Source organism: Streptomyces sp. NPDC040545 (genome assembly GCF_055595065.1).
This window is the reverse complement of record NZ_JBVIWA010000007.1, coordinates 195,522-220,665: the sequence shown is the minus strand read 5'-3', so window position 1 is coordinate 220,665 and position 25,144 is coordinate 195,522. Positions and strand designations below refer to the sequence as shown.

The window sequence follows — 25,144 nt, the reverse complement described above, 5'->3', positions numbered from 1 at the left end:
GCCGCCTGAGCCGGCGTTCAGCCCTGGCGCGGCGCCTTCGTGCCGTGCCGGGCCGTGTACTCGTCCGCCAGCCACGGCCCGAGGTCCTCGACGTAACCGCGCAGCACCTCCGGGTCCGCGACGGGATCCAGTGCGACGGCTGCCGCGGCCTCCACCTGAGCCGCGCGTTCCGGGTAGTACATGCCGAAGATCTCCGCGGACTCGCCGAGGTCGCTGGTCCAGCCGCCCCACCGCGGCATGACCAGCGTGAAGGCGGTGCGCACCAGGTGCCGGGAGAAGGAGCGGCTCAGCTTCCGGTACTCCTCCGGGGTCGACGCCTCCTGTACTCGCGTCCGCCACCCGGGCAGCAGGTCGGCCAGGTCGCCGTTGGTCTCGCGGGCGAGCAGGCCGTCCGGCCGGTAGCGCGGCAGGTGCTCGGCCAGGTCCGCGCCGAGCAGCGGGGTGCACAGGCAGGCGAGGAACCAGCCCAGGTCGAATCGTTCCGCCTCGCTCAGCACGGCGGCCTTGTCCCGGAGCAGGATCCCGACCCCGTCGACCTCGGGGAAGTCCTCGTCGAGGCCGCGGGCGAGCACCTCGGCGGTGTCCCGGTCCTCGCCGGAGGGCTCGTGGTGCAGGACGAGCAGCAGGTCCAGGTCCGACCGCCCGGGCCGGGCCGTCCCGCGCGGCACGGACCCGTAGAGGTACGCGCTGTGCAGCCGTCGGCCGTACGCCTCGGCGGTCCGGGCCCGCGCGGCGGCCACGACGCCCTTGAACCCGCTCTGCACCCGCCCGAGGGACCCCTCCCGCTCGAAGTACCCGTACGCGTCCAGCCCTCTGTGCTCCATGGCTCAACTGTGCCTGGCCGCCCGCCCCGGGCGGCGGACCGGACGCCGTGCGTCGGCCGGGCCGGGCTCCGCGGGTGCTGGCCGTGCCCGGGGAAACACGAAGGGGCCCTTGCCCGGTCGGGCAGGACCCCTTCGAACGGCTGTGGCCGGCGTCAGCGGGAGCGCTTCGCGAGGCGCTCCACGTCGAGCAGGATGACCGCACGCGCCTCCAGGCGCAGCCAGCCGCGGCCCGCGAAGTCGGCCAGGGCCTTGTTCACGGTCTCGCGCGAGGCGCCGACGAGCTGGGCCAGCTCCTCCTGCGTGAGGTCGTGCACCACGTGGATGCCCTCCTCCGACTGCACGCCGAAGCGGCGCGACAGGTCCAGGAGAGCCCGCGCCACACGGCCGGGAACGTCGGAGAAGACCAGGTCGGACATCTGGTCGTTGGTCTTGCGCAGGCGCCGGGCGACGGCGCGCAGCAGCGCGGTCGCGACCTCGGGCCGGGCGTTGAGCCAGGGCTGGAGGTCACCGTGGCCGAGGCCGAGGAGCTTGACCTCGGTCAGCGCGGTGGCGGTGGCGGTACGCGGGCCCGGGTCGAAGAGCGACAGCTCGCCGATCAGCTCGCCGGGGCCGAGGACGGCCAGCATGTTCTCGCGGCCGTCGGGGGAGGTGCGGTGGAGCTTCACCTTGCCCTCGGTCACGACATACAGCCGGTCGCCGGGGTCGCCCTCGTGGAACAGGGCGTCACCGCGTGCGAGGGTCACCTCGCCCATGGAGGCGCGGAGCTCCGCGGCCTGCTCGTCATCGAGCGCCGCGAAGAGCGGGGCGCGCCGCAGAACGTCGTCCACGAGTCTCTCTCCTATGTCGACCAGCTCAGGGGACCGTGCTCCCCATTTTGCCGGACGGCTCAAACAGTGCGATCAATCACAAGGATGCCGGACGGACGGGCGTGCTGTGCGGCGAGAGGCCAATCGGAGTGGTGTTACCTGAGGTCCGGGCGGGTGTCAGCGGTCGGCCTTAGGCTGGCCGGGTGTCCAATAAGCCGGTGAGAGCACAGGCCAAGGGGTCCGCCGGAGTGACGGAGCCCCAAAATTCTGCCGTGGGCGAACATGTCCCAGTGAAGACGCCCGCGAGGGTCGCGGCCACCCCTCAAGGCAAAGTTTCGGCCAAGAAACCGAAGTCGGCCAAGCCGGAATCGCGCCTGGCCATGGTGCGCAGGGCGCGGCGCATCAACCGCGAGCTGGCCGAGATCTATCCGTACGCCCATCCGGAGCTCGACTTCCGCAATCCCTTCGAGCTGCTCGTCGCGACGGTGCTGTCCGCGCAGACCACCGACCTGAGGGTGAACCAGACGACCCCGGCCCTCTTCGCGGCCTACCCGACCCCGGAGGACATGGCCGCGGCCGTCCCCGAGGATCTGGAGGAGCTGATCCGGCCGACCGGGTTCTTCCGGGCCAAGTCGAGGTCCCTGCTCGGCCTCTCGCAGGCCCTGCGGGACCACTTCGGCGGGGAGGTGCCGGGCCGGATCGAGGACCTGGTGACGCTGCCCGGAGTGGGCCGCAAGACCGCGAACGTGGTCCTCGGCAATGCGTTCGGTGTCCCGGGGATCACCGTGGACACCCATTTCGGCCGCCTGGTGCGCCGCTGGAAGCTGACCGAGCAGGAGGACCCGGAGAAGGTCGAGGCGGAGATCTGCGCGATCTTCCCGAAGAGCGAGTGGACGATGCTCTCGCACCGGGTCGTCTTCCACGGCCGCCGGATCTGCCACGCGCGCAAGCCCGCCTGCGGGGCCTGCCCGATCGCCCCGCTCTGCCCGGCGTACGGGGAGGGCGAGACCGACCCGGAGAAGGCGAAGAAGCTGCTCAAGTACGAGAAGGGCGGCCAGCCGGGCCAGCGGCTGACCCCGCCCCCGGACTACCCGGGCCTCCCGGCACCGCCGCTGGGCGGGGCAGTGGCGGGTCCGTAGCGGGCGCCCGGAGGCGGCGTGGCGGGGGCGGGGACGCGGGCGCGTGAGGGTGTGAAGGCCTGTGGACCGGGGGAGTCAGGAACGATTCGGTACCCGGACCGCGTTTGTGGTGTGGGAGACGGCGCTGGACAGGACGACGCGGACAGAGGTGCCTATGACGCGCGGTACACGGGACGAGACCGGAACCACGGTGGGAGCCCGCGAGGGCGGCGGCCCGGCCGTCACCACCGACGGCCTGCCCGGCTGGCTCGACCCCGTCGTCGAGGCGGCCCGGTCCGTCCAGCCGGGGCAGCTGAGCCGGTTCCTGCCGCCCGAGGACGGCCGCGGGCGGCAGTCCGCCGTCCTCGTCCTCTTCGGGGAGGGCGCCCGTGGCCCCGAGCTGCTCCTGATGGAGCGCGCCGGCACCCTGCGTTCGCACGCGGGCCAGCCGTCCTTCCCCGGCGGTGCGCTGGATCCTGAGGACGGCGATCCGCACACCACCGGCCCGTTGCGCGCCGCGCTGCGCGAGGCCGAGGAAGAAACCGGACTGGATCCTTCCGGCGTTCAGCTCTTCGGCGTGCTGCCCCGCCTCTACATCCCGGTCAGCGAGTTCGTCGTGACCCCGGTCCTCGGCTGGTGGCGCGACCCCAGCCCCGTCGGAGCCGTGGACCTCGCCGAGACGGCCCGGGTCTTCACGGTTCCCGTGGCCGATCTCACGGATCCCGAACATCGGGTCATGACCGTTCATCCGAGCGGCCACCTGGGGCCGGGATTCACCGTCGAATCGGCTCTGGTCTGGGGTTTCACCGCCGGAGTGATCGACCGGATCCTGCACTTCGCGGGCTGGGAGCGTCCGTGGGACCGCTCACGGCAGGTCCCGCTCGACTGGCGCGCATGAGACGGTGGCCCACGTGAACGTGCTGGACATCCTGTTGCTGCTCGCCGCCGTATGGTTCGCGATCGTCGGCTACCGCCAGGGGTTCGTCGTCGGCATCCTGTCGGTGATCGGCTTCCTCGGCGGTGGTCTCATCGCCGTGTCCCTGCTCCCGCTGATCTGGGACCGGGTGACGGACAACGGCACCCAGGTGTCCACCACGGTCGTCGTGATCTCCGTGGTCGTGATCATCATCTGTGCCTCGATCGGCCAGGCCCTGACCACCCACCTCGGGAGCAAACTCCGCCGCCAGATCACCTGGTCACCGGCGCGCGCCCTCGACGCGACCGGCGGAGCCCTGGTCAACGTGGTCGCGATGCTGCTGGTGGCCTGGCTGATCGGTTCCGCGCTCGCCGGGACCTCGCTCCCCACGCTGGGCAAGGAGGTCCGCAACTCCAAGGTCCTCCTCGGCGTGTCGCGGGTGCTGCCGGAGCAGGCGAACACCTGGTTCTCCGACTTCAGTTCCACCCTCGCGCGCAACGGCTTCCCACAGGTGTTCAGCCCGTTCTCCAACGAGCCCATCACCGAGGTGAAGGCGCCCGACCCGACGCTCGCCAGCAGCCCCGCGGCAGAGCTGGCGAAGCGCTCGATCGTGAAGGTCGTCGGTACCGCGCCCAGCTGCAGCAAGGTGCTGGAGGGCACGGGCTTCGTCTTCGCGCCCGGCAAGGTGATGACCAACGCGCATGTCGTCGGCGGGGTCAGCGAGCCGACCGTGCAGATCGGCGGCGAGGGCAGGCTGTACGACGCCAAGGTCGTGCTCTACGACTGGGCGCGCGACATCGCCGTCCTGGACGTGCCGAAGCTGAAGGCCCCGGTGCTGGAGTTCTCCGAGAAGGACGCGGCGAGCGGCAACGACGCGATCGTCGCCGGCTTCCCGGAGAACGGCGGGTACGACGTCCGATCGGCCCGTGTCCGCGGGCGGATCAACGCCAACGGCCCGGACATCTACCACCGGGGTACGGTCCGGCGGGACGTCTACTCGCTGTACGCGACGGTCCGCCAGGGCAACTCCGGAGGTCCGCTGCTGACGCCCGACGGCAGGGTGTACGGAGTCGTCTTCGCGAAGTCCCTCGACGACCCCAACACCGGTTACGTGCTGACGCTGGACGAGATCCGCGACGACATCCGGGTCGGCAAGGACGCCGTACGCCGGGTCGACAGCCAGGGCTGCGCGCTCTGAGGCGCCGCTCCCGCCGGGTCCCTACGTCCGTGGATGGCGCAGGCGCGCGGAGACCCAGCGGGCCCGTCGGCGCAGGATGAGCGGAATCCCGAGGCGGGGGTCGTGGCCGTGCCGGCCGGCCCTCTCGTGGGTGCCCGGCGTAGCTGCCGAGCGGCGTTCGTGCGCGGTGTCACCGTAGTCGTGCGTCCAGCTCATACTCCGAGCTCTGCCCGGGGCCCAAGGTCCGTAATCCCGTCAGGGGCGGCCAATTGGCCTATGCGCCAGGCAATTGAATGCTCGTAAGACAAGCGCACGATCGAACTCCCGCCCCGTCAGGGGATGGTCGCCGGGGTCGCGGTCTGTTCCGTGGTCCGCTCAGCGGTCCGTTCCGCGGCCCGTGCGGCGGCGGAACGGCCGGTCGTCGCCTCAGCGGTCCGGCTCGGGGTCCTTGAGCCAGTTCACCAGCTCGGAGGAGAAGGCGACCGGGTCCTCCTCGTGCGGGAAGTGCCCGAGCCCGTCGAACAGCCGCCACCGGTACGGAGCTTCGACGTACTCCCCGGAACCGGCCGCGCTGCGCGTCCGCATCACCGGGTCGAGCGAACCGTGCAGATGCAGCGTCGGCACCCGCACCGGACGCTTCATCCGCCGGTTGAACTGGATCCCGTCGGGCCGCGCCATCGACCGCATCATCCAGCGGTACGGCTCGATCGAGCAGTGCGCGGTGGACGGGATGCACATGGCCCGCCGGTACACGGCCAGATCCTCGTCCTCGGGCGGCCGCGGCCCCGACCAGTCCCGGATCAGCTCCCCTACGAGCGCCCCGCCGTCGGCGACGAGCTGCCGCTCGGGAACGAACGGCCGCTGGAAGCCCCAGATGTGTGAACTCGCCCGGGTCTGCCCGAAGTCCGACAGCATCGCCGAACGCCAGCGGCGCGGATGCGGCATGGAGGACACCACGAGCCGGCGCACCAGCTTGGGCCGCATCACGGCCGCCGTCCAGGCGAGGTACCCGCCCAGGTCGTGCCCGACGAGCGCGGCGTCCGGCTCGCCGAGGGACCGGACGACTCCCGTGATGTCGAGCGCCAGGTTCACGGGGTCGTAGCCGCGCGGGGTGCGGTCGCTGCCGCCCACCCCGCGCAGGTCCATCGCGACCGCCCGGTACCCGGCGTCGGCGAGCGCGGTCATCTGGTGCCGCCAGGTCCACCAGAACTGCGGGAAGCCGTGGAGCAGCAGCACCAGCGGCCCGTCACCGAGCTCGGCGACGTGGAAGCGGGCGCCGTTCGCGGCGACGTCCCGGTGCGTCACCGCCTGCCCGCCGGGGAGGTCGAGCCGCACCGCCGTGGCAGCCGTGGGAGGAACGCTGGAGTCCGGCGTGGGCGCTGTCATGAGGACGAGCGTGCCACACCCACAGCGTTGTCACTCACCGGCCGCGGGTGCGGCTTGACGATCCCGACCAGCGCGGCGGTCTGCTTGACGGAGGCGATGGACTTCTCCGGCGGCTTGATCTTCTTGAACTTCCGTACGGCGATCAGCGTGAGCACGCCCGCGATCAGCAGGAACGCGCCGCCGACGATGAGGAAGGACCACGCGAGCCCGAGCCCGAGGTTGTGGATCCCGTACGCCGCGGCGAAGGTCAGCACCGGGAGGGAGAAGACCGCGAACACTCCTGCGGCGGCGATGGAGGCGGATCCGCTGCCCACGCGCTTGACGTCCTCGCGGATCTCCGCCTTGGCGAGGGCGATCTCGTCGTGCACCAGCGCGGACATCTCGGCGGTGGCCGAGGCGACCAGCTGGCCGAGTGTGAGCTCGGCTCCCTGCGCCTCTTGGTCCACTGCGCTCATCGCTCTCTCCCTCTGTCGTCTGCTGCCGGTCGGCGCGGCTGTCTGTCATGCGTCGTCTGTCAGATCATGCCGGACGGTCGCCGTCGGTGGTGGACCCGGCTGCGGTTTGGAGCGAGGTGGCGGACTCCTTCTCGGCCTTGCGGCGGTGTTCCGCGGCCCGGTCCTCGTAGATCTTGGCCATCCGCAGGTGGTACGCGGGGTTGTGCTCCTCGTAGATGTCCGGGATGCCGTCGTGGTCCTCGTCGCGCTCCTCGGCCTCGGTGAGCGCCCGGTACGTGCGGTTGCGGAGCTTGAGCATGACGGACGCGACCACGGCGGCGATCAGGGAACCGATCAGGACGGCCGCCTTGACCTCGTCGGTGAGGACCGGGTCGTCGGTGAAGGCGAGTTCGCCGATCAGGAGGGAGACGGTGAAGCCGATGCCGGCGAGCGAGGCCACGGCGAGTACGTCGGGCCAGGCGAGGTCCTCGTTCAGTTCGGCCTTGGTGAAGCGGGCGGCCAGCCAGGTGCCGCCGAAGATGCCCACCGTCTTGCCGATGACGAGGCCGAGCACCACGCCGAGGGTCTCGGGCCGGGTGAAGACCTGGGCGATGGCCTTGTCGGAGAGGGAGACGCCGGCGGAGAAGAGGGCGAAGAGGGGCACGGCGAGACCGGCCGAGATCGGCCGGACCAGGTGCTCGATGTGCTCGCCGGGTGACTGCCGCTCGCCGTCCTGGCGGGTGCAGCGCAGCATCAGGCCCATGGCGACGCCGGCGATGGTGGCGTGGACGCCGCTGTTGTACATCAGGCCCCAGATGACCAGGGCGAGGGGAACGTAGACGTACCAGCCGTGGACACCCCGGCGGAGCAGGAACCAGAAGAGGGCCAGGCCCGCGAACGCGCCGCCGAGGGCGAGGAAGTCGATCTCGCTGGTGAAGAACACCGCGATGATCAGGATGGCGAAGAGGTCGTCGACGACCGCGAGGGTCAGCAGGAAGGCGCGCAGGGCCGACGGCAGCGAGGTGCCGATGACGGCGAGGACGGCGAGCGCGAAGGCGATGTCGGTGGCGGTCGGGACGGCCCAGCCGTCCGTGGAGCCGTTGCCCACGATGTTGACGAGTACGTAGACCACCGCGGGTACGGCCATGCCGCACAGGGCGGCGATCACCGGGAGGGCGGCCGCTCTGGCATCGCGCAGATCGCCCGCGACGAGCTCGCGCTTGAGCTCGATGCCGGCGACGAAGAAGAAGATGGCGAGGAGTCCGTCTGCCGCCCAGTGCTGGAGCGAGAGGTCCAGGCCGAGGGCGGCGGGGCCGATGTGGAAGGACCGGACTTCGGCGTAGCTCTCGGAGATGGGGGGGATGTTCGCCCACAGGAGGGCGGCGATCGCGGCCACGAGCAGCAGTACGCCGCCGACGGTCTCGGCGCGCAGGGCATCGCCGACGAAGCGGAGCTCGGGCAGTGAGAGGCGGCCGAGCAGCTTGGGGCTCTTGTGGTCGGTGGGGCTGGGCGCGGCCACGAGGGGACACCTCCGGGGGGCGGTTGGACGGCATGACGAAGCTCATTGCCGACCAGACTTCCCGGCGCACCCTGTGATCTTTTTACGCTTTCAATATTTTACAGGGTGTGCGCGAGGACGTATCCGGCGATCATCACTTTAAGCGCGAAAGGGGCACCCGGCGCGGCGCGCCGGATGCCCCTTTCGGTGTGCCCCGTGTGTCCCGTGTGTCCCGTGCGTTCCGGGTGTCTCGGTCCGTCCTGGGCGGTGGGCCTCGGCCCGTGCCTCAGTCCTCGCTGCCCGCGGCCGGGAGCTTGCTCTGGATCAGGTCCATGACCGAGGAGTCGGCGAGCGTGGTGACGTCACCGACCGCGCGGTTCTCCGCGACGTCGCGCAGCAGACGGCGCATGATCTTGCCCGAGCGGGTCTTCGGCAGCTCCTGGACCGGCAGGATCCGCTTCGGCTTGGCGATCGGGCCCAGCGTGCTGCCCACGTGGTTGCGCAGGTCCGCGACCAGGTTCTCGGTCTCGGAAGCGCTGCCGCGCAGGATGACGAAGGCGACGATGGCCTGACCGGTGGTCTCGTCGTTGGCGCCGACCACGGCCGCCTCGGCGACCGACGGGTGCGAGACGAGGGCCGACTCGACCTCGGTGGTCGAGATGTTGTGGCCGGACACCAGCATCACGTCGTCCACCCGGCCCAGCAGCCAGATGTCGCCGTCGTCGTCCTTCTTGGCGCCGTCGCCCGCGAAGTACTTGCCCTCGAAGCGCGACCAGTAGGTGTCGATGAACCTCTGGTCGTCGCCCCAGATGGTGCGCAGCATCGACGGCCACGGCTCGGTGAGGACCAGGTAGCCACCCCCGCCGTTCGGGACCTCGTGCGCCTCGTCGTCCACGACGGTGGCGGAGATTCCGGGCAGGGCGCGCTGTGCGGAGCCCGGCTTGGTGGCGGTGACGCCCGGCAGCGGGGAGATCATCATCGCGCCGGTCTCGGTCTGCCACCAGGTGTCCACGATCGGGCAGCGGTCGCCGCCGATGTGCTTGCGGTACCAGATCCAGGCCTCGGGGTTGATCGGCTCGCCGACCGAGCCCAGCACGCGCAGGCTGGACAGGTCGAACTTCGCGGGGATGTCGTCGCCCCACTTCATGAACGTACGGATGGCCGTGGGCGCCGTGTAGAGGATGGTCACCCCGTACTTCTGGACGACCTCCCAGAACCGGCCCTGGTGCGGGGTGTCGGGGGTGCCCTCGTACATCACCTGGGTGGCGCCGTTGGCGAGCGGCCCGTAGACGATGTAGGAGTGCCCGGTCACCCAGCCGATGTCGGCGGTGCACCAGTAGACGTCGGTCTCCGGCTTCAGGTCGAAGACGGCGTGGTGGGTGTACGCGGCCTGCGTGAGGTAGCCGCCGGAGGTGTGCAGGATGCCCTTGGGCTTACCCGTGGTCCCCGAGGTGTAGAGGATGAAGAGCGGGTGCTCGGCGTCGAAGGGCTGCGGGGTGTGCTCGGCGGACTGCCGGCCGACCACGTCGTGCCACCAGACGTCGCGGCCCTCGGTGAAGGCGGTGTCCTGGCCGGTGCGGCGCACGACGAGCACGTGCTCGACCTGCGGACACTTGGCGACGGCCTCGTCGATGGCGGGCTTCAGGGCGGTGGGCTTGCCGCGGCGGTAGCCGCCGTCGGCGGTGATGACCAGCTTGGCGTCGGCGTCCTGGATGCGGGAGGCGACGGCGTCGGCGGAGAAACCGCCGAAGACCACCGAGTGCGCGGCGCCGACGCGGGCGCACGCGAGCATCGCGACGACCGCCTCGGGGATCATCGGCAGGTAGACGGCGACCCGGTCGCCGGCCTCGACACCCAGCTCGGTCAGGGCGTTGGCGGCCTTGGAGACCTCGTCCTTGAGCTCGGCGTAGGTGATCGCGCGGCTGTCGCCGGGCTCGCCCTCGAAGTGGATCGCGACGCGGTCGCCGTTGCCGGCCTCGACGTGCCGGTCCACGCAGTTGTACGCGACGTTCAGCTTGCCGTCCGCGAACCACTTCGCGAAGGGCGGGTTCGACCAGTCGAGCGTCTCGGTCGGCTCGGTGGCCCAGGTCAGCCGCCGGGCCTGCCCGGCCCAGAAGCCCAGCCGGTCCGCGTCGGCCTGTGCGTACGCAGCCTCGGTCACATTGGCGGCGGCGGCCAGATCGGCGGGCGGTGCGAACCGCCGCTCCTCCTTGAGCAGATTGGCCAGGCTCTCATTGCTCACGACATCTCCCTTTCCCAGGGTGTCCGTTGTGTCCCCGGGCATAGCTCATCAGTCAGCGGCCCAGGTGACAAGGGGTAGCCGAGAATTGGTTTAGACCTATATCACGGCCTGGCCCGCGCGAGAACGGAGTGCGAATGGCCCCTCCCCGCTGCAGGGGGCGGGAAGGGGCCAAACGATTGCACGAATACGGGAGGGTATCGGTTCAGGCGTGCTGGCCCACGCTGTCGAAGACCCGGCAGTCGAAGAAGTCCTCGCCCTCGGACAGGAGGTACGCCTGCGCCTCGCCCACGTGGAAGTACATCCCGTGCAGCTCCAGGGTGCCCTCGGCGAGCCGCCGGGCCACCGATTCGTGGGCCCGCAGATGCTCCAGCTGCTGGACCACGTTGGTCAGGCACAGCTGCTCCACCGCGTCCGCCGGGAGCCGGCCCGAGATCCGGGCCCAGGCGTGGTGGCGGCTGGCCATCCGCTCCAGGCTGGGCAGCCCGTGCTTCAGCCAGCGCCGCAGCGGGGTCATCGGGTCGCCGGGCGCGGAGGAGAGCAGGGCCTGCATGGCACCACACCCCGAGTGCCCGCACACCGTGATGCTGTCCACCTGCAGTACGTCCACGGCGTACTCGATGGCCGCGGCGACGGAGTCGTCGGTGGACTCCGCGCCGGGCAGCGGGACCAGATTGCCGACATTGCGGACCGTGAACAGGTCGCCCGGCCCGCTGGCCGTGATCATGCTGGTCACCAGGCGGGAGTCCGCGCAGGTGAGGAAGAGCTGGGAGGGCCGCTGCCCCTCGCGGGCCAGCCGGGCCAGCTCGTCGCGTACGTGGGGTGCGGTGTCGCGCTGGAAGGCGCCGATCCCACTGGCCAGTTGGCCCGCGCCGCGCCGCCGGGGCGTGGGTGAGCCGGCCTGCCCGTCGGCTGCCTGCGTCTTCGCCTCGGTGGCCGCCGCGGCTGCCTCGGCCGCGTCCGCGGCGGTGATCGTACGGGTACCCGCGGGGCGGTGGTCGCAGTGGTTCTGCCAGGGCGTCCAGGGGCGGCAGCACTGGTGCACGCCGCGCTGCGGCGCGAGGCGAGACCGGTCCGCGTCGTGGCTTCCGTCGGCGGGCCCGTCGCCGGACGCGGTTGCGGTCGTGGTTGCGGACACGGCTTCGGGCAGTCGCGCAGACGACCCGGCTCGGCCGGTGACCTCCAGCGAGCCCCCGTGCGCCAGATGGGAATCCTGCCAGTCGTGCAGCGTCTCGTAGGCCGCGTGGTCCATGAACGAGCCGTCCAGCTCCACCACCGCGTGCCCCTCGTGCGGGATCTGGTTCAGCACCCGGCTCAGCCGGGGCACCGCGAGGAAGGTCAACTGCCCGCGCGCCCGAACCCGGTGAGCCCCGTTGTCCAGTTGCTCCACGGTGATCCGGGTCCGGGTGAGCCGGTACAGGGCCAGCGCGACGGCCACCGCGATACCGATGGCCACGCCCTCCAGGACCCCGCCGAGCACCACGGCGACGATGGTCGTGCCGTAGACCAGGATCTCCCGGTGCCGGGTGACACTGCGCAGGTGCGTGATGTTGACCATCTGCACGCCGACCGCCATCACCAGGGCGGCCAGCGCGGCGAGCGGGATCAGGTCCAGGACCGGGACGAGCAGGCCGGCCGCCAGTACCACCCAGAGGCCGTGCAGCATGGTCGATCTCCGGCTGACCGCACCGGACTTGACGTTGGCCACGCTCCGGACGGCCACACCCGAGACGGGCAGTCCGCCGAGCGCGCCGGAGACGATGTTCGCCGCACCCTGCCCCCACAGCTCGCGGTTGAGGTCGGTGCGCGGCGGGCGGTTGCCCGTTCGCCGCTCGGAGGCGATCAGCTTGTCGGTCGCGACCGCGGAGAGCAGGGACTGCACACTGCCGACCAGGGCGATGGTCAGGACGGCGGCGAGGATGCCGAGGACGGGGCCGTCGGGCAGCTCGGGCAGGGCGTGGCTGCGCCAGGACGGCAGGTCCACCCTGGGCAGGGCGAGCCCGGACAGCGCGGCGGCAGCGGTGGCCGCGGCCACGGCGGCCAGCGCGGCGGGGGCCTTGCGCAGGACCCGGCCGGTCCGCCCGGGCAGCCACGGCCAGGCCAGCAGGACGGCCAGGGTCAGGGCGCTGACGCCGAGTGCCGCCGGATGCAGATCGGCCAACTGGGCCGGCAGCCCGCGGACGTTGGCCACAGCAGAGCTCTGGGGGTTGCCGCCGAGCACGATGTGCAGCTGGGCGAGAGCGATCGTCACGCCGATCCCGGCGAGCAGACCGTGCACGATGGCCGGGCTGACCATGAGCGCCGACCGGGCGGTGCGCAGGGCGGCGAGACCGAGCTGGAAGAGGCCGGCGAGCACGGTGATGGCGCAGGTGGTGCGCCATCCGTAGTGCTGGATCAACTCGGCGGTGACCACGGTGAGCCCGGCGGCGGGACCGCTCACCTGGAGCGGGGCGCCACCGAGCCACCCGGCGACGATCCCGCCGACCGCCGCGGCGACCAGCCCCGCCTGGAGCGGGGCGCCGGTGGCCAGGGCGATGCCGAGCGAGAGGGGCAGGGCGATCAGGAAGACGGCGATGGAGGCGGAGAGGTCTGCGGGGAGGTCCTTGCGGATCTCTGGGGTGGTGCGTGAGGGGGAGCTGGCTGTCATAGGTTCCCGTCTCCTCGGGGGGAGGGATGAAGCGGCGGGAGTCTCAACACTCGGTAAATGGATGGTAATGGAGAGTAAAGGTGAATGGTGAATAATACGGGCAAATGGCGTACAAATTAGCACTCAAGAGTGATTAAGCATTTTGTACGGCTTGTCATACCTTCTCCAGAGCGGACCGCATGGGACGTTGCGGCGCGGAAGTCCTGCGATGGAACTGCGAGGGAGAGGTGGGGCGGATGATCGCCGCCACGAAGAAGATCGCCGGCGGCCTGGTCGCCACGGCGCTGGTCCTGGGAGCCGCCGGGTGCAGCACCTCGGAACCCGCCAAGTCCCCGGCCCCAGGGGCCCCGAACGCGCTGAAGGGGGCCGGCGCCCCGGAGGCCCCGGGCAGCGTCAACCGGCCCATCGGTGACGGTTCGACCGCGTACACCGGCATGCAGCCGAACGTACAGAAGCCGCAGAAGCTCAAGCCGGGCGAAAAGCCGCCACAGTTCGTGGTGTTCTCCTGGGACGGGGCGGGCGAGGACAGTCAGAAGCTCTTCTCGCACTTCCGCGAGGTCGGCAAGAAGTACAACGCCCGCATGACGTACTTCCTCAGCGGCGTCTACATGCTCCCGGAGGAGAAACGTTCCCTCTATACGGCGCCGCAGCACGAGCCCGGCCGCTCCGACATCGGCTTCGGCGATCTCCAGGGCATCAAGGACACCGCCACCCAGGTCCGCTCGGCCTGGCTGGAGGGCAACGAGATCGGCACCCACTTCAACGGGCACTTCTGCGGCCCCGACGGCGGCGTCGGCACCTGGTCCGTGGAGGAGTGGAAGAGCGAGATCAACCAGGCCAAGTCCTTCGTCAAGAACTGGAAGACCAACTCCGGCCTGAAGGACCAGGAAGCGCTCCCCTTCAACTACGACAAGGAGCTCATCGGCGCCCGCACGCCCTGCCTGGAGGGCCAGAAGAACTTCATGCTGGCGGCGAAGGACATGGGCTTCCGCTACGACTCCAGCGGCATCAGCAAGCAGATCTGGCCCAAGAAGACCGACGGGCTCTGGGACATCCCGCTCCAGCTGGTGCCCATGCCGGGGCGCGCCTTCGACACCCTGAGCATGGACTACAACTACATGGTCAACCAGTCCGGGACGACCTCGCAGGGCGACCCCTCCCAGCACGCGTACTGGGGTGACCAGATGCGCGACGGCCTGCGGGAGGCCTTCGATCGCGTCTACCGGGGCAACCGCGCGCCGCTGATCATCGGCAACCACTTCGAGTCCTGGAACGGCGGCACCTACATGCGCGCCGTCGAGGAGTCCATCAAGACCATGTGCACCCAGAAGGAGGTCCGCTGCGTCCCGTTCCGGGAGCTGGCGGACTGGCTGGACGCACAGGACCCGAAGGCCCTGGAGTGGATGCGCACCCTCGATGTCGGCGAGGCGCCGAAGGAGGGCTGGGCGAAGTTCCTGACCGCGGGGCCGCCGGCGGCGCCGACCGCCCCCGCAGGCGTCAAGCCGGCTGCGGAGCCGGCCGGGGGGAGTGCGGACGAGGGCTGACGAGCACCTCGGCCCCCTCGCGCAGGACGAAGCCGGGGTCGATCTGGTCCGCCAGGTCGACCCCGGTCTTGGCGTTGCCCCAGCTCTCCGCGTTCTTGAGGTGGAAGCTCACCATCTGCTCCGTGTACCGGGCCCAGTCGCGGTGCGCGTACGAGTCGTCGGCGGCGTCCTGGAGCTCCTGGAGGGCGAACCGGTTGGACGCCTCCAGCAGCTCGAAGGGGGCCGGCCGGCCCTTCTCCATCGCCCGCACCCAGTCGGAGTGCCCGACGGTGACCAGCAGGTCCTCGCCCACCTCGTCCTGGAGGAACTCGATGTCCTCGGGGCCCTGCACCTTGTTGCCGATGACCTTGAGCGCGACCCCGAAGTCCCGCGCGTACTCCTTGTACTGGCGGTAGACGGAGACGCCCTTGCGGGTCGGTTCGGCGACCAGGAAGGTTACGTCGAAGCGGGTGAACATGCCGGAGGCGAAGGAGTCCGAGCCTGCCGTCATGTCGACGACCACGTACTCGTCAGGGCCGTCGACCAGGTGGTTGAGGCAGAGCTCGACCGCCCCGACCTTGGAGTGGTAGCAGGCCACGCCCAGGTCGGCCTCGGTGAACGGCCCGGTGGCCATGAGCCGTACGGGCTCCCCGTCGAGCAGGAGCGTGCGCGCGCAGGCCTCGTACACCGGGTTGTCCTCGGTGACGCGCAGCAGGCGCGAGCCGCGGCCGGGCGGGGTCGTCTTGATCATCGTGGCGGCGGACGCGATGCGCGGATTGGACCCCCGCAGGTACTCCTTGATCAGGGGCAGGTGCGCGCCGAGGGCGGGCAGTTCGGCGGCCTCCTCCTCCGTGAGTCCGAGCGCGGCGCCCAGGTGCTGGTTGATGTCGGCGTCCACCGCGACGACCGGGGCTTCATTGGCGGCGAGGTGGCGGATGAAGAGGGAGGACAGGGTCGTCTTGCCGCTGCCGCCCTTCCCTACGAAAGCGATCTTCATGTTCACCAAGAGTAGTGGCTCGATAGCACTGTGTTGTCAAGGTGAGTGAAGAAGACCACTCCAAGGAGGGGTCGGTGCTATGGGTGCGCAGTGCGTAGGCTCCCTACTTATGAGTAGCGCTTCTGACCCGCTGGTCCCCCTGGCCGGGCTGCCTGGTGTCGCCGAGTCCGTGGATTCCGTACGCAAGGCCGTGGACCGCGTCTACGGGCACCGGGTGATGCGCCGCCGCAGCGGTGAGATCACCTCGGAGGCCGCCCTGCGCGGTGCCCGCGGCAGCGCGGCGCTGTCCGGTGCGGACTGGGCGCTGGAGGAGGTGCGCCGCCGGACCGACTTCGGGTCGGAGCCGGAAGCGCTGACGGTGGGCGCGGCGCTGCGGCTCACGGCGGAGGCCGGCCAGCTGCTGAGCATCTGGCGGCAGTCGCCGCTGCGGGTCCTGGCGCGGCTGCACCTGGTGGCGTGCGGGTCGACGGCGGACGGCGATGTGGTGGGCCGCCCCCGGCTGGCGGGCGAGCCGGTGACCGAACCCCTGGTCGGACTCCCGCTGCCGAGCGCCGAGGAGGTGGCGGGCCGTCTCGACGGGCTGTCCCGCCTGATCATCGCGGGCGGCTCCGCCCCGGCCCTGATCACGGCCGCGGTGGTGCACGGCGAACTGCTGGCGCTGCGTCCGTTCGCCTCGTACAACGGGCTGGTCGCGCGGGCGGCCGAGCGGATCGTCCTGATCAACAGCGGCCTGGACCCGAAGGCCATCTGCCCGGCGGAGGTCGGCCACGCGGAGCAGGGGACCGACGCCTACCTGGCCGCTTTCGAGGGCTACGTCTCCGGGACGGCGGAGGGCATGTCCGCCTGGATCGCGCACTGCGGCCGGGCGGTCGAGCTGGGTGTCCGCGAGTCGACGGCGGTCTGCGAGGCCCTGCAGCGCGGCGCGGCCTGAGCCGCCCGTTCCATCCGTTCCACCCGTTCAGCCGCGTGTCCGGGGCTTTCGGGCCCCGGACATGGGTTGCGGCGACACCGTCTTGCTTTGGTGTCGCCGCTGGCATTTACGCCCAGTTACCAAGCGTCCTCGATAGTTGCCCATCAGGTCGGGGTCTTTGCCCGTTACCTGGTGCGGCTGGCCCGTAATCGACGGGTCGACGTCGCGTGGGTGCTCGGCGCTCATGCTTCGGTCCGTGGGCCTTACTGCGTTTTAAAGATGATCCTCTCGGATGTTCTTTGGTCTCGCGGGCCGTTGCTTTATTTGTACTCCGCTTCGGAGTCATGCGAAACCCCTGGCTCCACTTTTTACTTTCCGGGACGACCGAGGGCGAACCGGACATGCCTTATCCGTGCAGGTCAGGACATTCAGGCAGAGCGGGCCGCGGCCAGTGCATTGGCGCGGCGCCGGCTCGCGTACCAGACCAGCCCCGCCGTGGCGGCTGCCGCACCCACGGCCGCCGCGGCGACCAGGGCGGGCCGGGTCGGCATGGACAGCCCGGGAAGGCGCTGCTTCAACCGTACGGGCCGGTTGAAGACCAGGACCGGCCACTCGCGCGCCACGGCTTCCCGCCGCAGCGCCCGGTCGGGGTTGACGGCGTGCGGGTGTCCGACCGCTTCGAGCATCGGGATGTCGGTGGCCGAGTCGCTGTAGGCGTAGCAGCGGGTGAGGTCGTACCCCTCGGACTCCGCGAGTTCGCGTACGGCCTCCGCCTTGGTGGGGCCGTAGGCGTAGTACTCGATCTCACCGGTGAAGCAACCGTCCTCACCCACGACCATGCGGGTGGCGACGACCCGGTCCGCGCCGAGCATCTCCCCGATGGGCTCGACGACCTCCGCGCCGGAGGTGGACACGATCACCACGTCGCGGCCGGCGGTGTGGTGGGCCTCGATCAGGGACGCGGCCTCGTCGTAGATGATCGGGTCGATGAGATCGTGCAGGGTCTCGGCGACGATCTCCCGCACCTGCTGCACGTTCCACCCCTTGCAGAGGGCGGACAGGTACTCCCGCATCCGTTCCATCTGATCGTGGTCGGCGCCGCCGGCCAGGAAGATGAACTGCGTGTACGCGGTGCGCAACACGGCTCGCCGGTTGATCAGGCCGCCTTGGTAGAAGGACTTGCTGAACGTCAAGGTGCTCGACTTCGCAATGACCGTCTTGTCCAGGTCGAAGAAGGCTGCGGTACGAGGCGAGGAGTGCGGCAAGGGCTGATTTTCCACGCCCCGAGCATATGCGCCCACCATTCGGCGTAAGGTGTGGCGCGTGGGTTTGCCTGAGAAGGCTCTCGGGTACACCATGGAAGTCACGGATCGTTCGCGACCGTGCTAACCCGGTCTGGCTCCTCCCCCCCCGAGTCGGACCGTGGGGACGACCCCCGCTCTCCCCCCCGGCGGGGGTCGTCGCATGTCCGGACGCGGTTCGCGTCCCTGCCTTCGGCCCCAAGTGACCATCCTCCGGCCCTTCCTCTTGCGCGGGGCCGACGCGGCGAAGGCCCTCACCACATCAGACTCGTTACGGTGCGTAGTGGTTCCGCCGCGCTCCGGAACTCACCTGAGAGGGTGACCGGGTTATTCACAACCGAGGGGTTGTCCACAGTTATCCAACAAGATCCACTTGTTTTTCCTGATCGCTGCACGGTGATTCCAGCCGCGAAGTCCGTGGCGGAAGCATTTGCAGTGAGAAGGGGGCGGAGATCGTGGCGCGATCGAAGTCGTGTGAATCGCCGGAGTCCGTGGTCGGCGGAAGGGGGACAGGGGTCGGGGCGGGCCTCGGAGCCGCATCCATGGCCGGATCCGCACCCGGCGGCGGGCGGCCGCTGATCATCACCGAGGACCCGCTGCTGCTCGACGACCTGCTGCGGCTGTGTGCCGCGGCGGGTGCCGAACCGCATGTGCGCCACGCGCTTCCCGAGCAGGGCGGGGCCGTCGGGGCGGGCGGGGAGGCGGGTGGCGCGGGATGGGACTCCGCACCGCTCGTGCTGGTGGGCGACGACGCAGCCCGACGGGTGCGCGGGGCACCGCGCAGGGCCGGGGTGTTCCTCGTCGGCCGGGACCTGGACGACCCCCACGTGTGGCAACGGGCGGTGGAGATCGGCGCCGAGGAGGTGCTGCGGCTCCCGGACGCCGAGAGCCGGCTCGTCGACCGCATCGCCGATGTCGTGGAGGGGGCCGGACGGCCCGCCCTCGCCGTGGGGGTGATCGGCGGCAGCGGCGGCGCCGGAGCCTCCACCCTCGCCTGCGCGCTCGCCGTGCGGGCCGCCCGCGCCGGGGAGCGGACCATCCTCATCGACGGTGACCCACTGGGCGGCGGCATGGACGTCCTCCTCGGGGGCGAGAGCGCCGAAGGGCTGCGCTGGCCGGACTTCGCGGCCTCGCGGGGCCGGGTCGGCGCGGGAGCGCTGGAGGAGTCTTTGCCCGAGCTGCACGACCTTCGCGTGCTCAGCTGGGACCGCGGTGACCGGGTGGTGGTGCCGCCCGCCGCGATCCGGTCCGTCGTAGCCGCCGCGCGCCGCCGGGGCGGCGTGGTGGTGGTCGACCTCCCGCGGCGGGTCGACGAACCCGTGGCCGAGGTACTGGCCCAGCTCGACCTGGTGCTGATGGTGGTGCCGGGCGAATTGCGGTCGGTGGCCGCCGCCGGCCGGGTGGCGGCCGGGGTGCGGATGGTGGCCCGGGACGTGCGGGTCGTCGTACGGGGACGCGGCCCGGGCGGCCTCGATCCGGAGTCCGTGGCCGACCTGTTGGGGGCACCGCTGGCCGGGGAGGTGCCGGTCGAGGTGGGACTCCCGGGGCGGGTGGCCGAGGGCGAACCGCCGGGGACACAGGGAAAGGGCGCGCTGGCCCGCTTCTGCGACGGCTTCTGGCAGCGCGCACTCGGCTCCGCCCAGGGGGTGCCGGCATGAGCGCGGTGCTGCTGGACGCGGTGCGCAGGCGGCTCGCCGAGAGCGGGGCGGAACCGACCCCGGCGCGCGTGGCCGCGGCCCTGCGGGCCCAGGGCAGACTGCTCGGGGACGCCGAAGTGCTCGGTGTGGCGGCCCAGTTACGGTCCGAACTGGTCGGCGCGGGACCGCTGGAGGCACTGCTCGCCGATCCGGAGGTCACCGATGTGCTCGTGGCGGCCCCCGACCGGGTGTGGGTGGACCGCGGTGGCGGGCTGGAGCTGACCGGAGTGACCTTCGCCGACGCCGAGGCCGTGCGCAGGCTCGCCCAGCGGCTGGCCGCCGTCGCGGGGCGGCGCCTGGACGACGCCCGGCCGTGGGTGGACGCCCGGATGCCCGACGGCACCCGGCTGCACGCCGTGCTGCCCCCGGTCTCGGTCGGCTCGGCCTGCCTTTCACTGCGCGTGGTCCGCCCGCGGGCGTTCACGCTGGAGGAGCTCGTCGCCGCGGGGACACTGCCGCCGGGCGGGCACCGGCTGCTCAGGGACATGGTCGAGGCCCGGCTGTCGTTCCTCGTCTCCGGCGGCACCGGAACGGGCAAGACCACCTTGCTCAGCGCCCTGTTGGGGCTGGTCGGCCCCGGCGAGCGGATCGTGCTGGCCGAGGACTCGGCCGAGCTGCGCCCCGACCATCCGCACGTGGTGCGGCTGGAGAGCCGGCCGGCCAACCAGGAGGGGGCGGGTCTGGTCACCCTGGCTGACCTGGTCCGCCAGGCGCTGCGGATGCGGCCCGACAGGCTGGTGGTGGGCGAGGTGCGGGGCGCCGAGGTGGCGGACCTGCTCGCCGCCCTGAACACCGGGCACGAGGGGGGCTGCGGGACGGTCCACGCCAACGCCGCCGCCCATGTCCCGGCCCGGCTGGAGGCGCTCGGGACGGCTGCCGGGCTCGACCGGGCCGCCCTGCACAGCCAGTTGGCCGCGGCGCTGACCCTGGTGCTCCACCTGGTCCGGGACCGGGAGGGACGGCGCCGGCTGGCCGAGGTGCACGTGCTGGAGCGCGACGCCGCCGGACTGGTGGTCACCGTACCGGCGCTGCGCTGGGCCGCTCGGGGCTTCGTACGGGAGCGCGGCTGGGAACGGCTTCGCCCGCTGCTGCGAGGCGTCCGGTGAGCGCGGGAGCGGGGCTGCCGGTGCCGCTGTTCGCCGGGGTGCTGTGCGCCGTGGCGGCCGCCTGGGGGCTGGCCGGCGGCGACCGGGTGTCCCGGCGGGCCCAGATGGTGCTCGCCGCGGGCGGTCGGGTGGTTCCGGCCGGTCGGCTCCGCCGGGAGCGGCTGCTGGTCGCCGTACGGGTGCGGGCGGCGCGGTGGCGGGAGTGGGTCTGCCTCGCGGCGGGGCTGGTGGTCGCGGTGCTCGGCGGGTCGGTGATCCCACTGCTGGCGGGTGCGGCGGCGGTGCCGCTGGTGCGCCGGTGGCTGCGGGTACGGGCGCGGGAGCGGGCCCGGGCGGCGCGGGCCGCCGAGGTGGTGGCCCTGTGCGGGGCGGTGGTGGGTGAGCTGCGGGCGGGAGCACAGCCCGGGCAGGCGCTGACGGCCGCGATGCGCAGAACGGCCGTCGGCCCCGGCGGGCCGGGGGCGGCGGAAACGGGCGTGCTGGCCGCCGCGGCATTCGGCGGGGACGTGCCCGGTGCGTTGCGCCAGGCGGCGTGGGAGCCCGGGGCGGAAGGGCTGGCCGGGATGGCGGCCTGCTGGCGGGTCTCTGTGGACGGCGGTGCGGGACTGGCCGCCGGACTGGAACGGCTGGAGGGGGCTCTGCGGGCCGAGCGGGACCGGCAGGAGTCGCTGCGGGCCCAGTTGGCGGGGGCGCGGTCGACGGTGGTGGTGCTCGCCCTGCTGCCGCTGGTGGGACTGCTGATCGGCACCGGGCTGGGCGCGGATCCACTGCGGGTGCTGCTGCACACGCCGATGGGGTGGGGCTGCCTGCTGGCCGGCGGGGTGCTGGAGGCGGTCGGGCTGCTGTGGTGCCGGCGGATCGTCCGGGCGGGGGAGCGGTGATGGGCGGCTTCGCCGTCCACAGGCTGGGGATCGTGGTCTGCCTGGCCGTGGTCGCGCTGTGGCTGGTGTCGGCGGTGACGGCGCGGGTCCGCAAGCGGGCGGCCGGACGCCGGACCGCGGCCCTGCTGGGAGCTGGACCGGGGCACCGCGCCCCGGTGTTCGGCTCCGCGCTGAGGGGTGTGGTGGCCGCGTGGGCCGGGCCGGCCGGGGCGCTGCTGGCGGGCTGGGTGCTCGTGGGCGGGGGGACGGGCGCGGCGGTCGGAGGCCTGGCCGCGTTCGGTGTGCGGCGGTGGCAGGCCAGGGCGCGGCCGCCGGCCGGAGCGGATCCCCGGGAGGCGGAGCGTCAGTTGCCGTTCGCCGCAGATCTGTTGGCCGCGTGCCTGGCGGCCGGGGCGGGCCCGGTGGAGGCCGCCGAGGTGGTGGGGGAGTCGCTGGGTGGACCGGTGGGCGACCGGCTGGCGGGGGCCGGAGCGGAGCTGCGGCTCGGCGGCGAACCGGGCGCCGGGTGGGGGAGGTTGGCGGAGATACCGGGTGCCCGGCCGCTCGCGGACTGCCTGGAACGGGCCGCGCGGACGGGGGCGCCGGCGGCGGAGCCGGTCTCCCGGCTCGCGTCCGGGCTGCGGGAGGACCGGGCCCGCACGGCGGGAGCGCGGGCGCAGCGGGCGGCGGTCCTCGTCACCGCGCCGGTGGGGTTGTGTTTTCTCCCCGCTTTTCTCGCGATCGGGGTCGCGCCGGTGGTGATCGGTATGGCCTCGGCACTTCTCTCGAACACCTGAAGTCGCATTGACCACACGCATCAACAGCGGGAATACATCAGGAGGTTGTCATGAGGATCATCTGGTTTCGTGTACGGACGGCGTTGCGGGCGCGCGGGGGCGACCAGGGGATGTCCACCAAGTCTATCCCGGCACTGGCCGTGTCCCACGGTGTCGTGTCGCTTTACAGCCGGGTGCTGTCTTCGACCGGCAGTTGATCCAGAAGGGCCACTGTGTCGCTTTCGGCTGCGTCGGTGTGTCGGAGGTCACACTTTGGGTGGGGCGCATCGAATGGCTTTTCAGTTGTTCCTCGGTGCCAGGCGCGACACATCACCTGTCGACGCCGCTCTCGGCTACCTCACGCAGACAAGCGAGGGCACCAGCAACTCGGCGCCCTTGGGCGGTGAGCCGGTAGGTGATAGAGACCGGTCGGGTCGCGGTGACGTTCCTGGATACCAGATCGCTGCTCTCCAGCCCGGCGAGACGACCGGAGAGCACGCGATTGGAGATCCCGGAGACGGCTTCCTGGATCTCGCCGAAGCGCCATGGGTCGTCGGATGTATGAAGAATCAGCAGGATGTGTATCGTCCAGCGGGTTGAGAGGGTCTCAACGAGTTCGATCTCAGCCCGGGTCAACGCGGCACCACGGCTGCGAACCGTCATAGCGCTCCGTCCCTGGTGGTGGCACAGGTCTAGAAGGGAGGCTTCTCTTCAGTCTGTACGGCGTCGAACAATGCGCCGCTCAGGTTGTCGTGGGCGTCCGGCTCCTTCTTTTCAGCATGCTCCCTGAGCAACACGAACTTGGGGGTCTTGCCGGGATTCGCGGGATCCTCGCGGGCTTCAGAAATCCACTTCCCCGGATACAGCTCATCGAGTGCCTGCTTGACCAGATTCAAGCCCCAGTCAAAGCCGGAGTTGGAGCGCTTAGCGTATTCGGGTGCCCTCTCAGCCAGCATGTAGGCGATGCGTCCCCACTTGATGCCACGGCTGCTGTTGATCAGTTTGTGGAACTCGGGCTTGTTGTCCCGCAGGTGAACGATCGCGATCGCACTGTCGTCCACCGAGACGTCATCCCCACCCGACGTACTGCTGGCGCCGTGAGGGGTGTTGGCCGCGAGGCTGGCGGAGGCAGCCCTCGCTTCGGCACGTCGCTCCTCGACGGCAGCCCGGGACTGGGCAGCAAAGATGTCAGGGGCCGGGAGGGAGTAATCAGGGTCGGCCATTTTGTAGGAATCCTCGAAGCTGAGGACGCGCACAGAGATGGGGTAGGGGCGCGCGTGGCGGTCGGTGCCGGGGGCGCTGGACCAATAGATGCCATTACCGACGAGCGGCTCGTTGAGCAGGGTGGCCAGCAGATCTTCGGAGAAGTGGGCGTTGGCCTTCTTCAGGGACAACAGGTCGCCTTGCGAAAGCAGGTGGAAAACGAAGAAGTTGTCGCCCTGGCTGAGAAGTTCCTGCGGAAGGCTGCCTGGCTGCTGGGTGATCAGCAGGGCACCGAGATCGTACTTACGGCCTTCCTTCACCCACGAGACGAAGGGGCCGTCCTCCTTCTGGCTGGAACCGCCGAGGACGGACTGGGCCTCCTCGATGACAGCGATGGTGGGAATGGACTTCGGGTCGGCCTCCGTGAACTGGTTCTGGTTGTGCTCGAAGATGTCGCCGAGGATCACGCCGGCGAGCTGGAGTCCTTGGGAACCGCGCATCTGCGAGATGTCCACCACGCAGAGCTTGCCCTGGGAAAGGCAGTCCTTCAGGCTGCTGAGGAGCTGGCTGTCCGGGTCGTGCAGGGCGTTGACGACGCGGGTCATATTGCTGACCGCAGCGTTAGTCTCCGCCTCTTGGCCAGGTTCGAGGTTCAGGATCTCCTGCACCTGCGAGCGGTCGGCGCCGTACTTGTCCCGGTGAATCAGGTCGACAAGCCGGTTCCACCTGGGTCCGTCGAGGGACTTGAGCTTGACGACGTTCTGCTGATCCTGCTTCTCCGGTGGCAGCGCGATGCCCAGCACGCGCGATGCCTGCAGTTCCTTGATGTTCAGCTTGACGCCGTTGACAACGAAGGACTGGTAGAACTCGCTGGGGCCCTTGCGGTTGGTGAAGACAACCAGCTTGTCGCGTAGGTGCGGCACGTCGCAAAGGGCGGGCCGGCCCTTGAAGTCAGGCCAGAAGTACTCGCCGTCGGGGTCGAAAATGATCGTTCCGACGGGGGCTTCGCCGGATCGGCGCGGGACAGTGGGCTGGCCTTCGTACAGGGCCGAGAACAGCAGCTTGACCAGATTCGACTTACCGAAGCCGGCGCGGGCGAAGACGAAGCTACGGCGAGCCACGAGCTTGTCGATCTGGAACGTCGGCATGATCGCGGGCTGCTGGACTTGCATCCAGGAGGTGTCGCCCACGCGCTTGTCATTGCCGGCGTAGACGAATTCGCCGAAGGCGAGGTAGCCGATGGGCACCGCGCCTTCGTCGGTGTCCTTCGCGTTGACGACCTCGGCGAGCAGGTCGTCGCCTAGGAGCGCGACCTGGGCGCCGACGTGTGGGAGTCGCCGGTGGCTGGGAACGAAGATGTGCTTGTCGCCCTCCATACGAAGGACACCGAGGATGCGGATGTCGACCTTGTACTTCAGGTAGCGTTCGCGCAGCTCATCGGGGATGGGCCGCTGGTCGCGCACCGCCCGGGTGGCGTAGTCCTCGCCGATGGGAGAAACCAGGCGCCCCTGGGAGGCGATGGTGGTGATCCGCCCGAGGATGGCTTCTCGTTCATGTTCGAGCTGGACGAGGACGAACTGGCCGTGCATGGCCATGGTCTGGAAGTCGTCGTGGTGCGGCAGGACGAGATCGGCGTGGAACTCCATGCCGCCCTCGGAGAAGCCACGGAAGGTGCCGATGACTTTGTCGCGCTCGAACAGGCTCATGACGGTTCTTGCTCCACAGG

Annotated in this window: 20 protein-coding genes; 9 read left to right on the top strand and 11 right to left on the bottom strand. The window is 70.8% G+C overall.

Annotated elements, in window-relative coordinates:
• Nucleotides 1-17 precede the first annotated feature (17 nt).
• Together ACZ573_RS16880 and ACZ573_RS16875 are read right to left on the bottom strand one after the other, a co-directional pair.
• Nucleotides 18-824, bottom strand: a complete 807-nt coding sequence (locus ACZ573_RS16880) for a nucleotidyltransferase domain-containing protein (RefSeq protein WP_471304489.1) — start codon at nt 822-824, stop codon at nt 18-20.
• Between the two features lie 152 nt (nt 825-976).
• Entirely contained in the window at nt 977-1,651 is a 675-nt protein-coding gene (locus ACZ573_RS16875; RefSeq protein WP_003981529.1) for a Crp/Fnr family transcriptional regulator, read from the bottom strand.
• Nucleotides 1,652-1,920: 269 nt separating this feature from the next.
• On the opposite strand from ACZ573_RS16875, the gene nth reads away from it, so the two are divergent.
• From nth to ACZ573_RS16860, 3 genes are all read left to right on the top strand, one after another.
• Complete coding sequence (nth, locus tag ACZ573_RS16870) at nt 1,921-2,769, top strand: endonuclease III (RefSeq protein WP_471304486.1); 849 nt, start codon at nt 1,921-1,923, stop codon at nt 2,767-2,769.
• A 154-nt stretch (nt 2,770-2,923) separates the two neighbouring features.
• Nucleotides 2,924-3,646, top strand: coding sequence for an NUDIX hydrolase (locus ACZ573_RS16865; protein WP_351147965.1), 723 nt, complete (start codon nt 2,924-2,926; stop codon nt 3,644-3,646).
• Nucleotides 3,647-3,659: 13 nt separating this feature from the next.
• Nucleotides 3,660-4,862, top strand: coding sequence for a MarP family serine protease (locus tag ACZ573_RS16860; RefSeq protein WP_471304484.1), 1,203 nt, complete (start codon nt 3,660-3,662; stop codon nt 4,860-4,862).
• 405 nt (nt 4,863-5,267) lie between these two features.
• Here ACZ573_RS16860 and ACZ573_RS16855 read toward each other — a convergent pair whose 3' ends face one another.
• From ACZ573_RS16855 to ACZ573_RS16835, 5 genes are all read right to left on the bottom strand, one after another.
• Entirely contained in the window at nt 5,268-6,227 is a 960-nt protein-coding gene (locus ACZ573_RS16855) for an alpha/beta fold hydrolase (protein WP_471304482.1), read from the bottom strand.
• Nucleotides 6,224-6,682 (bottom strand): phage holin family protein, encoded by a 459-nt coding sequence (locus tag ACZ573_RS16850; RefSeq protein ID WP_471304479.1) that lies wholly within the window; start codon nt 6,680-6,682, stop codon nt 6,224-6,226. The genes ACZ573_RS16855 and ACZ573_RS16850 overlap by 4 nt, the downstream gene beginning before the upstream one ends.
• Before the next feature lie 64 nt (nt 6,683-6,746).
• On the bottom strand, nt 6,747-8,180 hold the full coding sequence (nhaA, locus tag ACZ573_RS16845; protein WP_471304476.1) for a Na+/H+ antiporter NhaA: 1,434 nt from the start codon (nt 8,178-8,180) through the stop codon (nt 6,747-6,749).
• A gap of 265 nt (nt 8,181-8,445) precedes the next feature.
• Complete coding sequence (gene acs, locus ACZ573_RS16840) at nt 8,446-10,443, bottom strand: acetate--CoA ligase (RefSeq protein ID WP_471304474.1); 1,998 nt, start codon at nt 10,441-10,443, stop codon at nt 8,446-8,448.
• A 160-nt stretch (nt 10,444-10,603) separates the two neighbouring features.
• Nucleotides 10,604-13,045, bottom strand: coding sequence for a SulP family inorganic anion transporter (locus ACZ573_RS16835; RefSeq protein WP_471304471.1), 2,442 nt, complete (start codon nt 13,043-13,045; stop codon nt 10,604-10,606).
• A 236-nt stretch (nt 13,046-13,281) separates the two neighbouring features.
• Between ACZ573_RS16835 and ACZ573_RS16830 the strand changes: the two genes are divergently transcribed.
• Nucleotides 13,282-14,589 (top strand): polysaccharide deacetylase family protein, encoded by a 1,308-nt coding sequence (locus tag ACZ573_RS16830; protein WP_471304469.1) that lies wholly within the window; start codon nt 13,282-13,284, stop codon nt 14,587-14,589.
• Here the strand turns inward: ACZ573_RS16830 and ACZ573_RS16825 are convergent.
• Entirely contained in the window at nt 14,543-15,565 is a 1,023-nt protein-coding gene (locus ACZ573_RS16825; RefSeq protein ID WP_471304467.1) for an ATP-binding protein, read from the bottom strand. The two genes, ACZ573_RS16830 and ACZ573_RS16825, sit on opposite strands and share 47 nt — an antisense overlap.
• Before the next feature lie 109 nt (nt 15,566-15,674).
• Between ACZ573_RS16825 and ACZ573_RS16820 the strand changes: the two genes are divergently transcribed.
• A complete protein-coding gene (locus ACZ573_RS16820) occupies nt 15,675-16,496 on the top strand; it encodes a Fic family protein (protein ID WP_390796453.1) in 822 nt (273 codons plus the stop codon).
• Between the two features lie 407 nt (nt 16,497-16,903).
• On the opposite strand, the gene ACZ573_RS16815 is transcribed toward ACZ573_RS16820, so the two are convergent.
• On the bottom strand, nt 16,904-17,779 hold the full coding sequence (locus tag ACZ573_RS16815) for an HAD family hydrolase (protein ID WP_351147987.1): 876 nt from the start codon (nt 17,777-17,779) through the stop codon (nt 16,904-16,906).
• Between the two features lie 539 nt (nt 17,780-18,318).
• Here ACZ573_RS16815 and ssd point away from each other — a divergent pair.
• Genes ssd through ACZ573_RS16795 form a run of 4 tightly spaced genes read left to right on the top strand, consistent with a single transcriptional unit; the run spans nt 18,319 to nt 22,236 of the window.
• Complete coding sequence (gene ssd / locus ACZ573_RS16810; protein ID WP_471304465.1) at nt 18,319-19,434, top strand: septum site-determining protein Ssd; 1,116 nt, start codon at nt 18,319-18,321, stop codon at nt 19,432-19,434.
• The gene (locus tag ACZ573_RS16805; RefSeq protein WP_471304462.1) at nt 19,431-20,579 is read left to right on the top strand and encodes a TadA family conjugal transfer-associated ATPase; all 1,149 of its coding nucleotides are present in this window, start codon (nt 19,431-19,433) and stop codon (nt 20,577-20,579) included. The genes ssd and ACZ573_RS16805 overlap by 4 nt, the downstream gene beginning before the upstream one ends.
• Nucleotides 20,576-21,460 carry a type II secretion system F family protein gene (locus ACZ573_RS16800; RefSeq protein WP_471304460.1) on the top strand — a complete coding sequence of 295 codons (885 nt, stop codon included), beginning with the start codon at nt 20,576-20,578 and terminating at the stop codon, nt 21,458-21,460. The genes ACZ573_RS16805 and ACZ573_RS16800 overlap by 4 nt, the downstream gene beginning before the upstream one ends.
• Nucleotides 21,460-22,236, top strand: coding sequence for a type II secretion system F family protein (locus ACZ573_RS16795; RefSeq protein ID WP_471304459.1), 777 nt, complete (start codon nt 21,460-21,462; stop codon nt 22,234-22,236). Before ACZ573_RS16800 ends, ACZ573_RS16795 begins: the two co-directional genes overlap by 1 nt.
• A 309-nt stretch (nt 22,237-22,545) precedes the next feature.
• Here ACZ573_RS16795 and ACZ573_RS16790 read toward each other — a convergent pair whose 3' ends face one another.
• Together ACZ573_RS16790 and ACZ573_RS16785 are read right to left on the bottom strand one after the other, a co-directional pair.
• Nucleotides 22,546-22,878 carry a winged helix-turn-helix transcriptional regulator gene (locus tag ACZ573_RS16790; RefSeq protein WP_471304457.1) on the bottom strand — a complete coding sequence of 111 codons (333 nt, stop codon included), beginning with the start codon at nt 22,876-22,878 and terminating at the stop codon, nt 22,546-22,548.
• 29 nt (nt 22,879-22,907) lie between these two features.
• Nucleotides 22,908-25,124 (bottom strand): ATP-binding protein, encoded by a 2,217-nt coding sequence (locus ACZ573_RS16785; protein WP_471304455.1) that lies wholly within the window; start codon nt 25,122-25,124, stop codon nt 22,908-22,910.
• Nucleotides 25,125-25,144 lie beyond the last annotated feature (20 nt).

Excerpts from the sequence above, each read along its gene's own strand:
- acs (WP_471304474.1), bottom strand. The coding sequence starts at position 10,443 with ATGCCCGGGGACACAACGGACACCCTGGGAAAGGGAGATGTCGTGAGC.
- ACZ573_RS16835 (WP_471304471.1), bottom strand. The coding sequence starts at position 13,045 with ATGACAGCCAGCTCCCCCTCACGCACCACCCCAGAGATCCGCAAGGAC.
- ACZ573_RS16825 (WP_471304467.1), bottom strand. The coding sequence starts at position 15,565 with ATGAAGATCGCTTTCGTAGGGAAGGGCGGCAGCGGCAAGACGACCCTG.
- ACZ573_RS16795 (WP_471304459.1), top strand. The coding sequence starts at position 21,460 with ATGGGCGGCTTCGCCGTCCACAGGCTGGGGATCGTGGTCTGCCTGGCC.
- ssd (WP_471304465.1), top strand. The coding sequence starts at position 18,319 with ATGGCCGGATCCGCACCCGGCGGCGGGCGGCCGCTGATCATCACCGAG.
- ACZ573_RS16805 (WP_471304462.1), top strand. The coding sequence starts at position 19,431 with ATGAGCGCGGTGCTGCTGGACGCGGTGCGCAGGCGGCTCGCCGAGAGC.
- ACZ573_RS16830 (WP_471304469.1), top strand. The coding sequence starts at position 13,282 with ATGATCGCCGCCACGAAGAAGATCGCCGGCGGCCTGGTCGCCACGGCG.
- ACZ573_RS16865 (WP_351147965.1), top strand. The coding sequence starts at position 2,924 with ATGACGCGCGGTACACGGGACGAGACCGGAACCACGGTGGGAGCCCGC.
- ACZ573_RS16790 (WP_471304457.1), bottom strand. The coding sequence starts at position 22,878 with ATGACGGTTCGCAGCCGTGGTGCCGCGTTGACCCGGGCTGAGATCGAA.
- ACZ573_RS16855 (WP_471304482.1), bottom strand. The coding sequence starts at position 6,227 with ATGACAGCGCCCACGCCGGACTCCAGCGTTCCTCCCACGGCTGCCACG.
- ACZ573_RS16785 (WP_471304455.1), bottom strand. The coding sequence starts at position 25,124 with ATGAGCCTGTTCGAGCGCGACAAAGTCATCGGCACCTTCCGTGGCTTC.
- ACZ573_RS16815 (WP_351147987.1), bottom strand. The coding sequence starts at position 17,779 with ATGGTGGGCGCATATGCTCGGGGCGTGGAAAATCAGCCCTTGCCGCAC.
- ACZ573_RS16820 (WP_390796453.1), top strand. The coding sequence starts at position 15,675 with ATGAGTAGCGCTTCTGACCCGCTGGTCCCCCTGGCCGGGCTGCCTGGT.
- ACZ573_RS16880 (WP_471304489.1), bottom strand. The coding sequence starts at position 824 with ATGGAGCACAGAGGGCTGGACGCGTACGGGTACTTCGAGCGGGAGGGG.
- ACZ573_RS16850 (WP_471304479.1), bottom strand. The coding sequence starts at position 6,682 with ATGAGCGCAGTGGACCAAGAGGCGCAGGGAGCCGAGCTCACACTCGGC.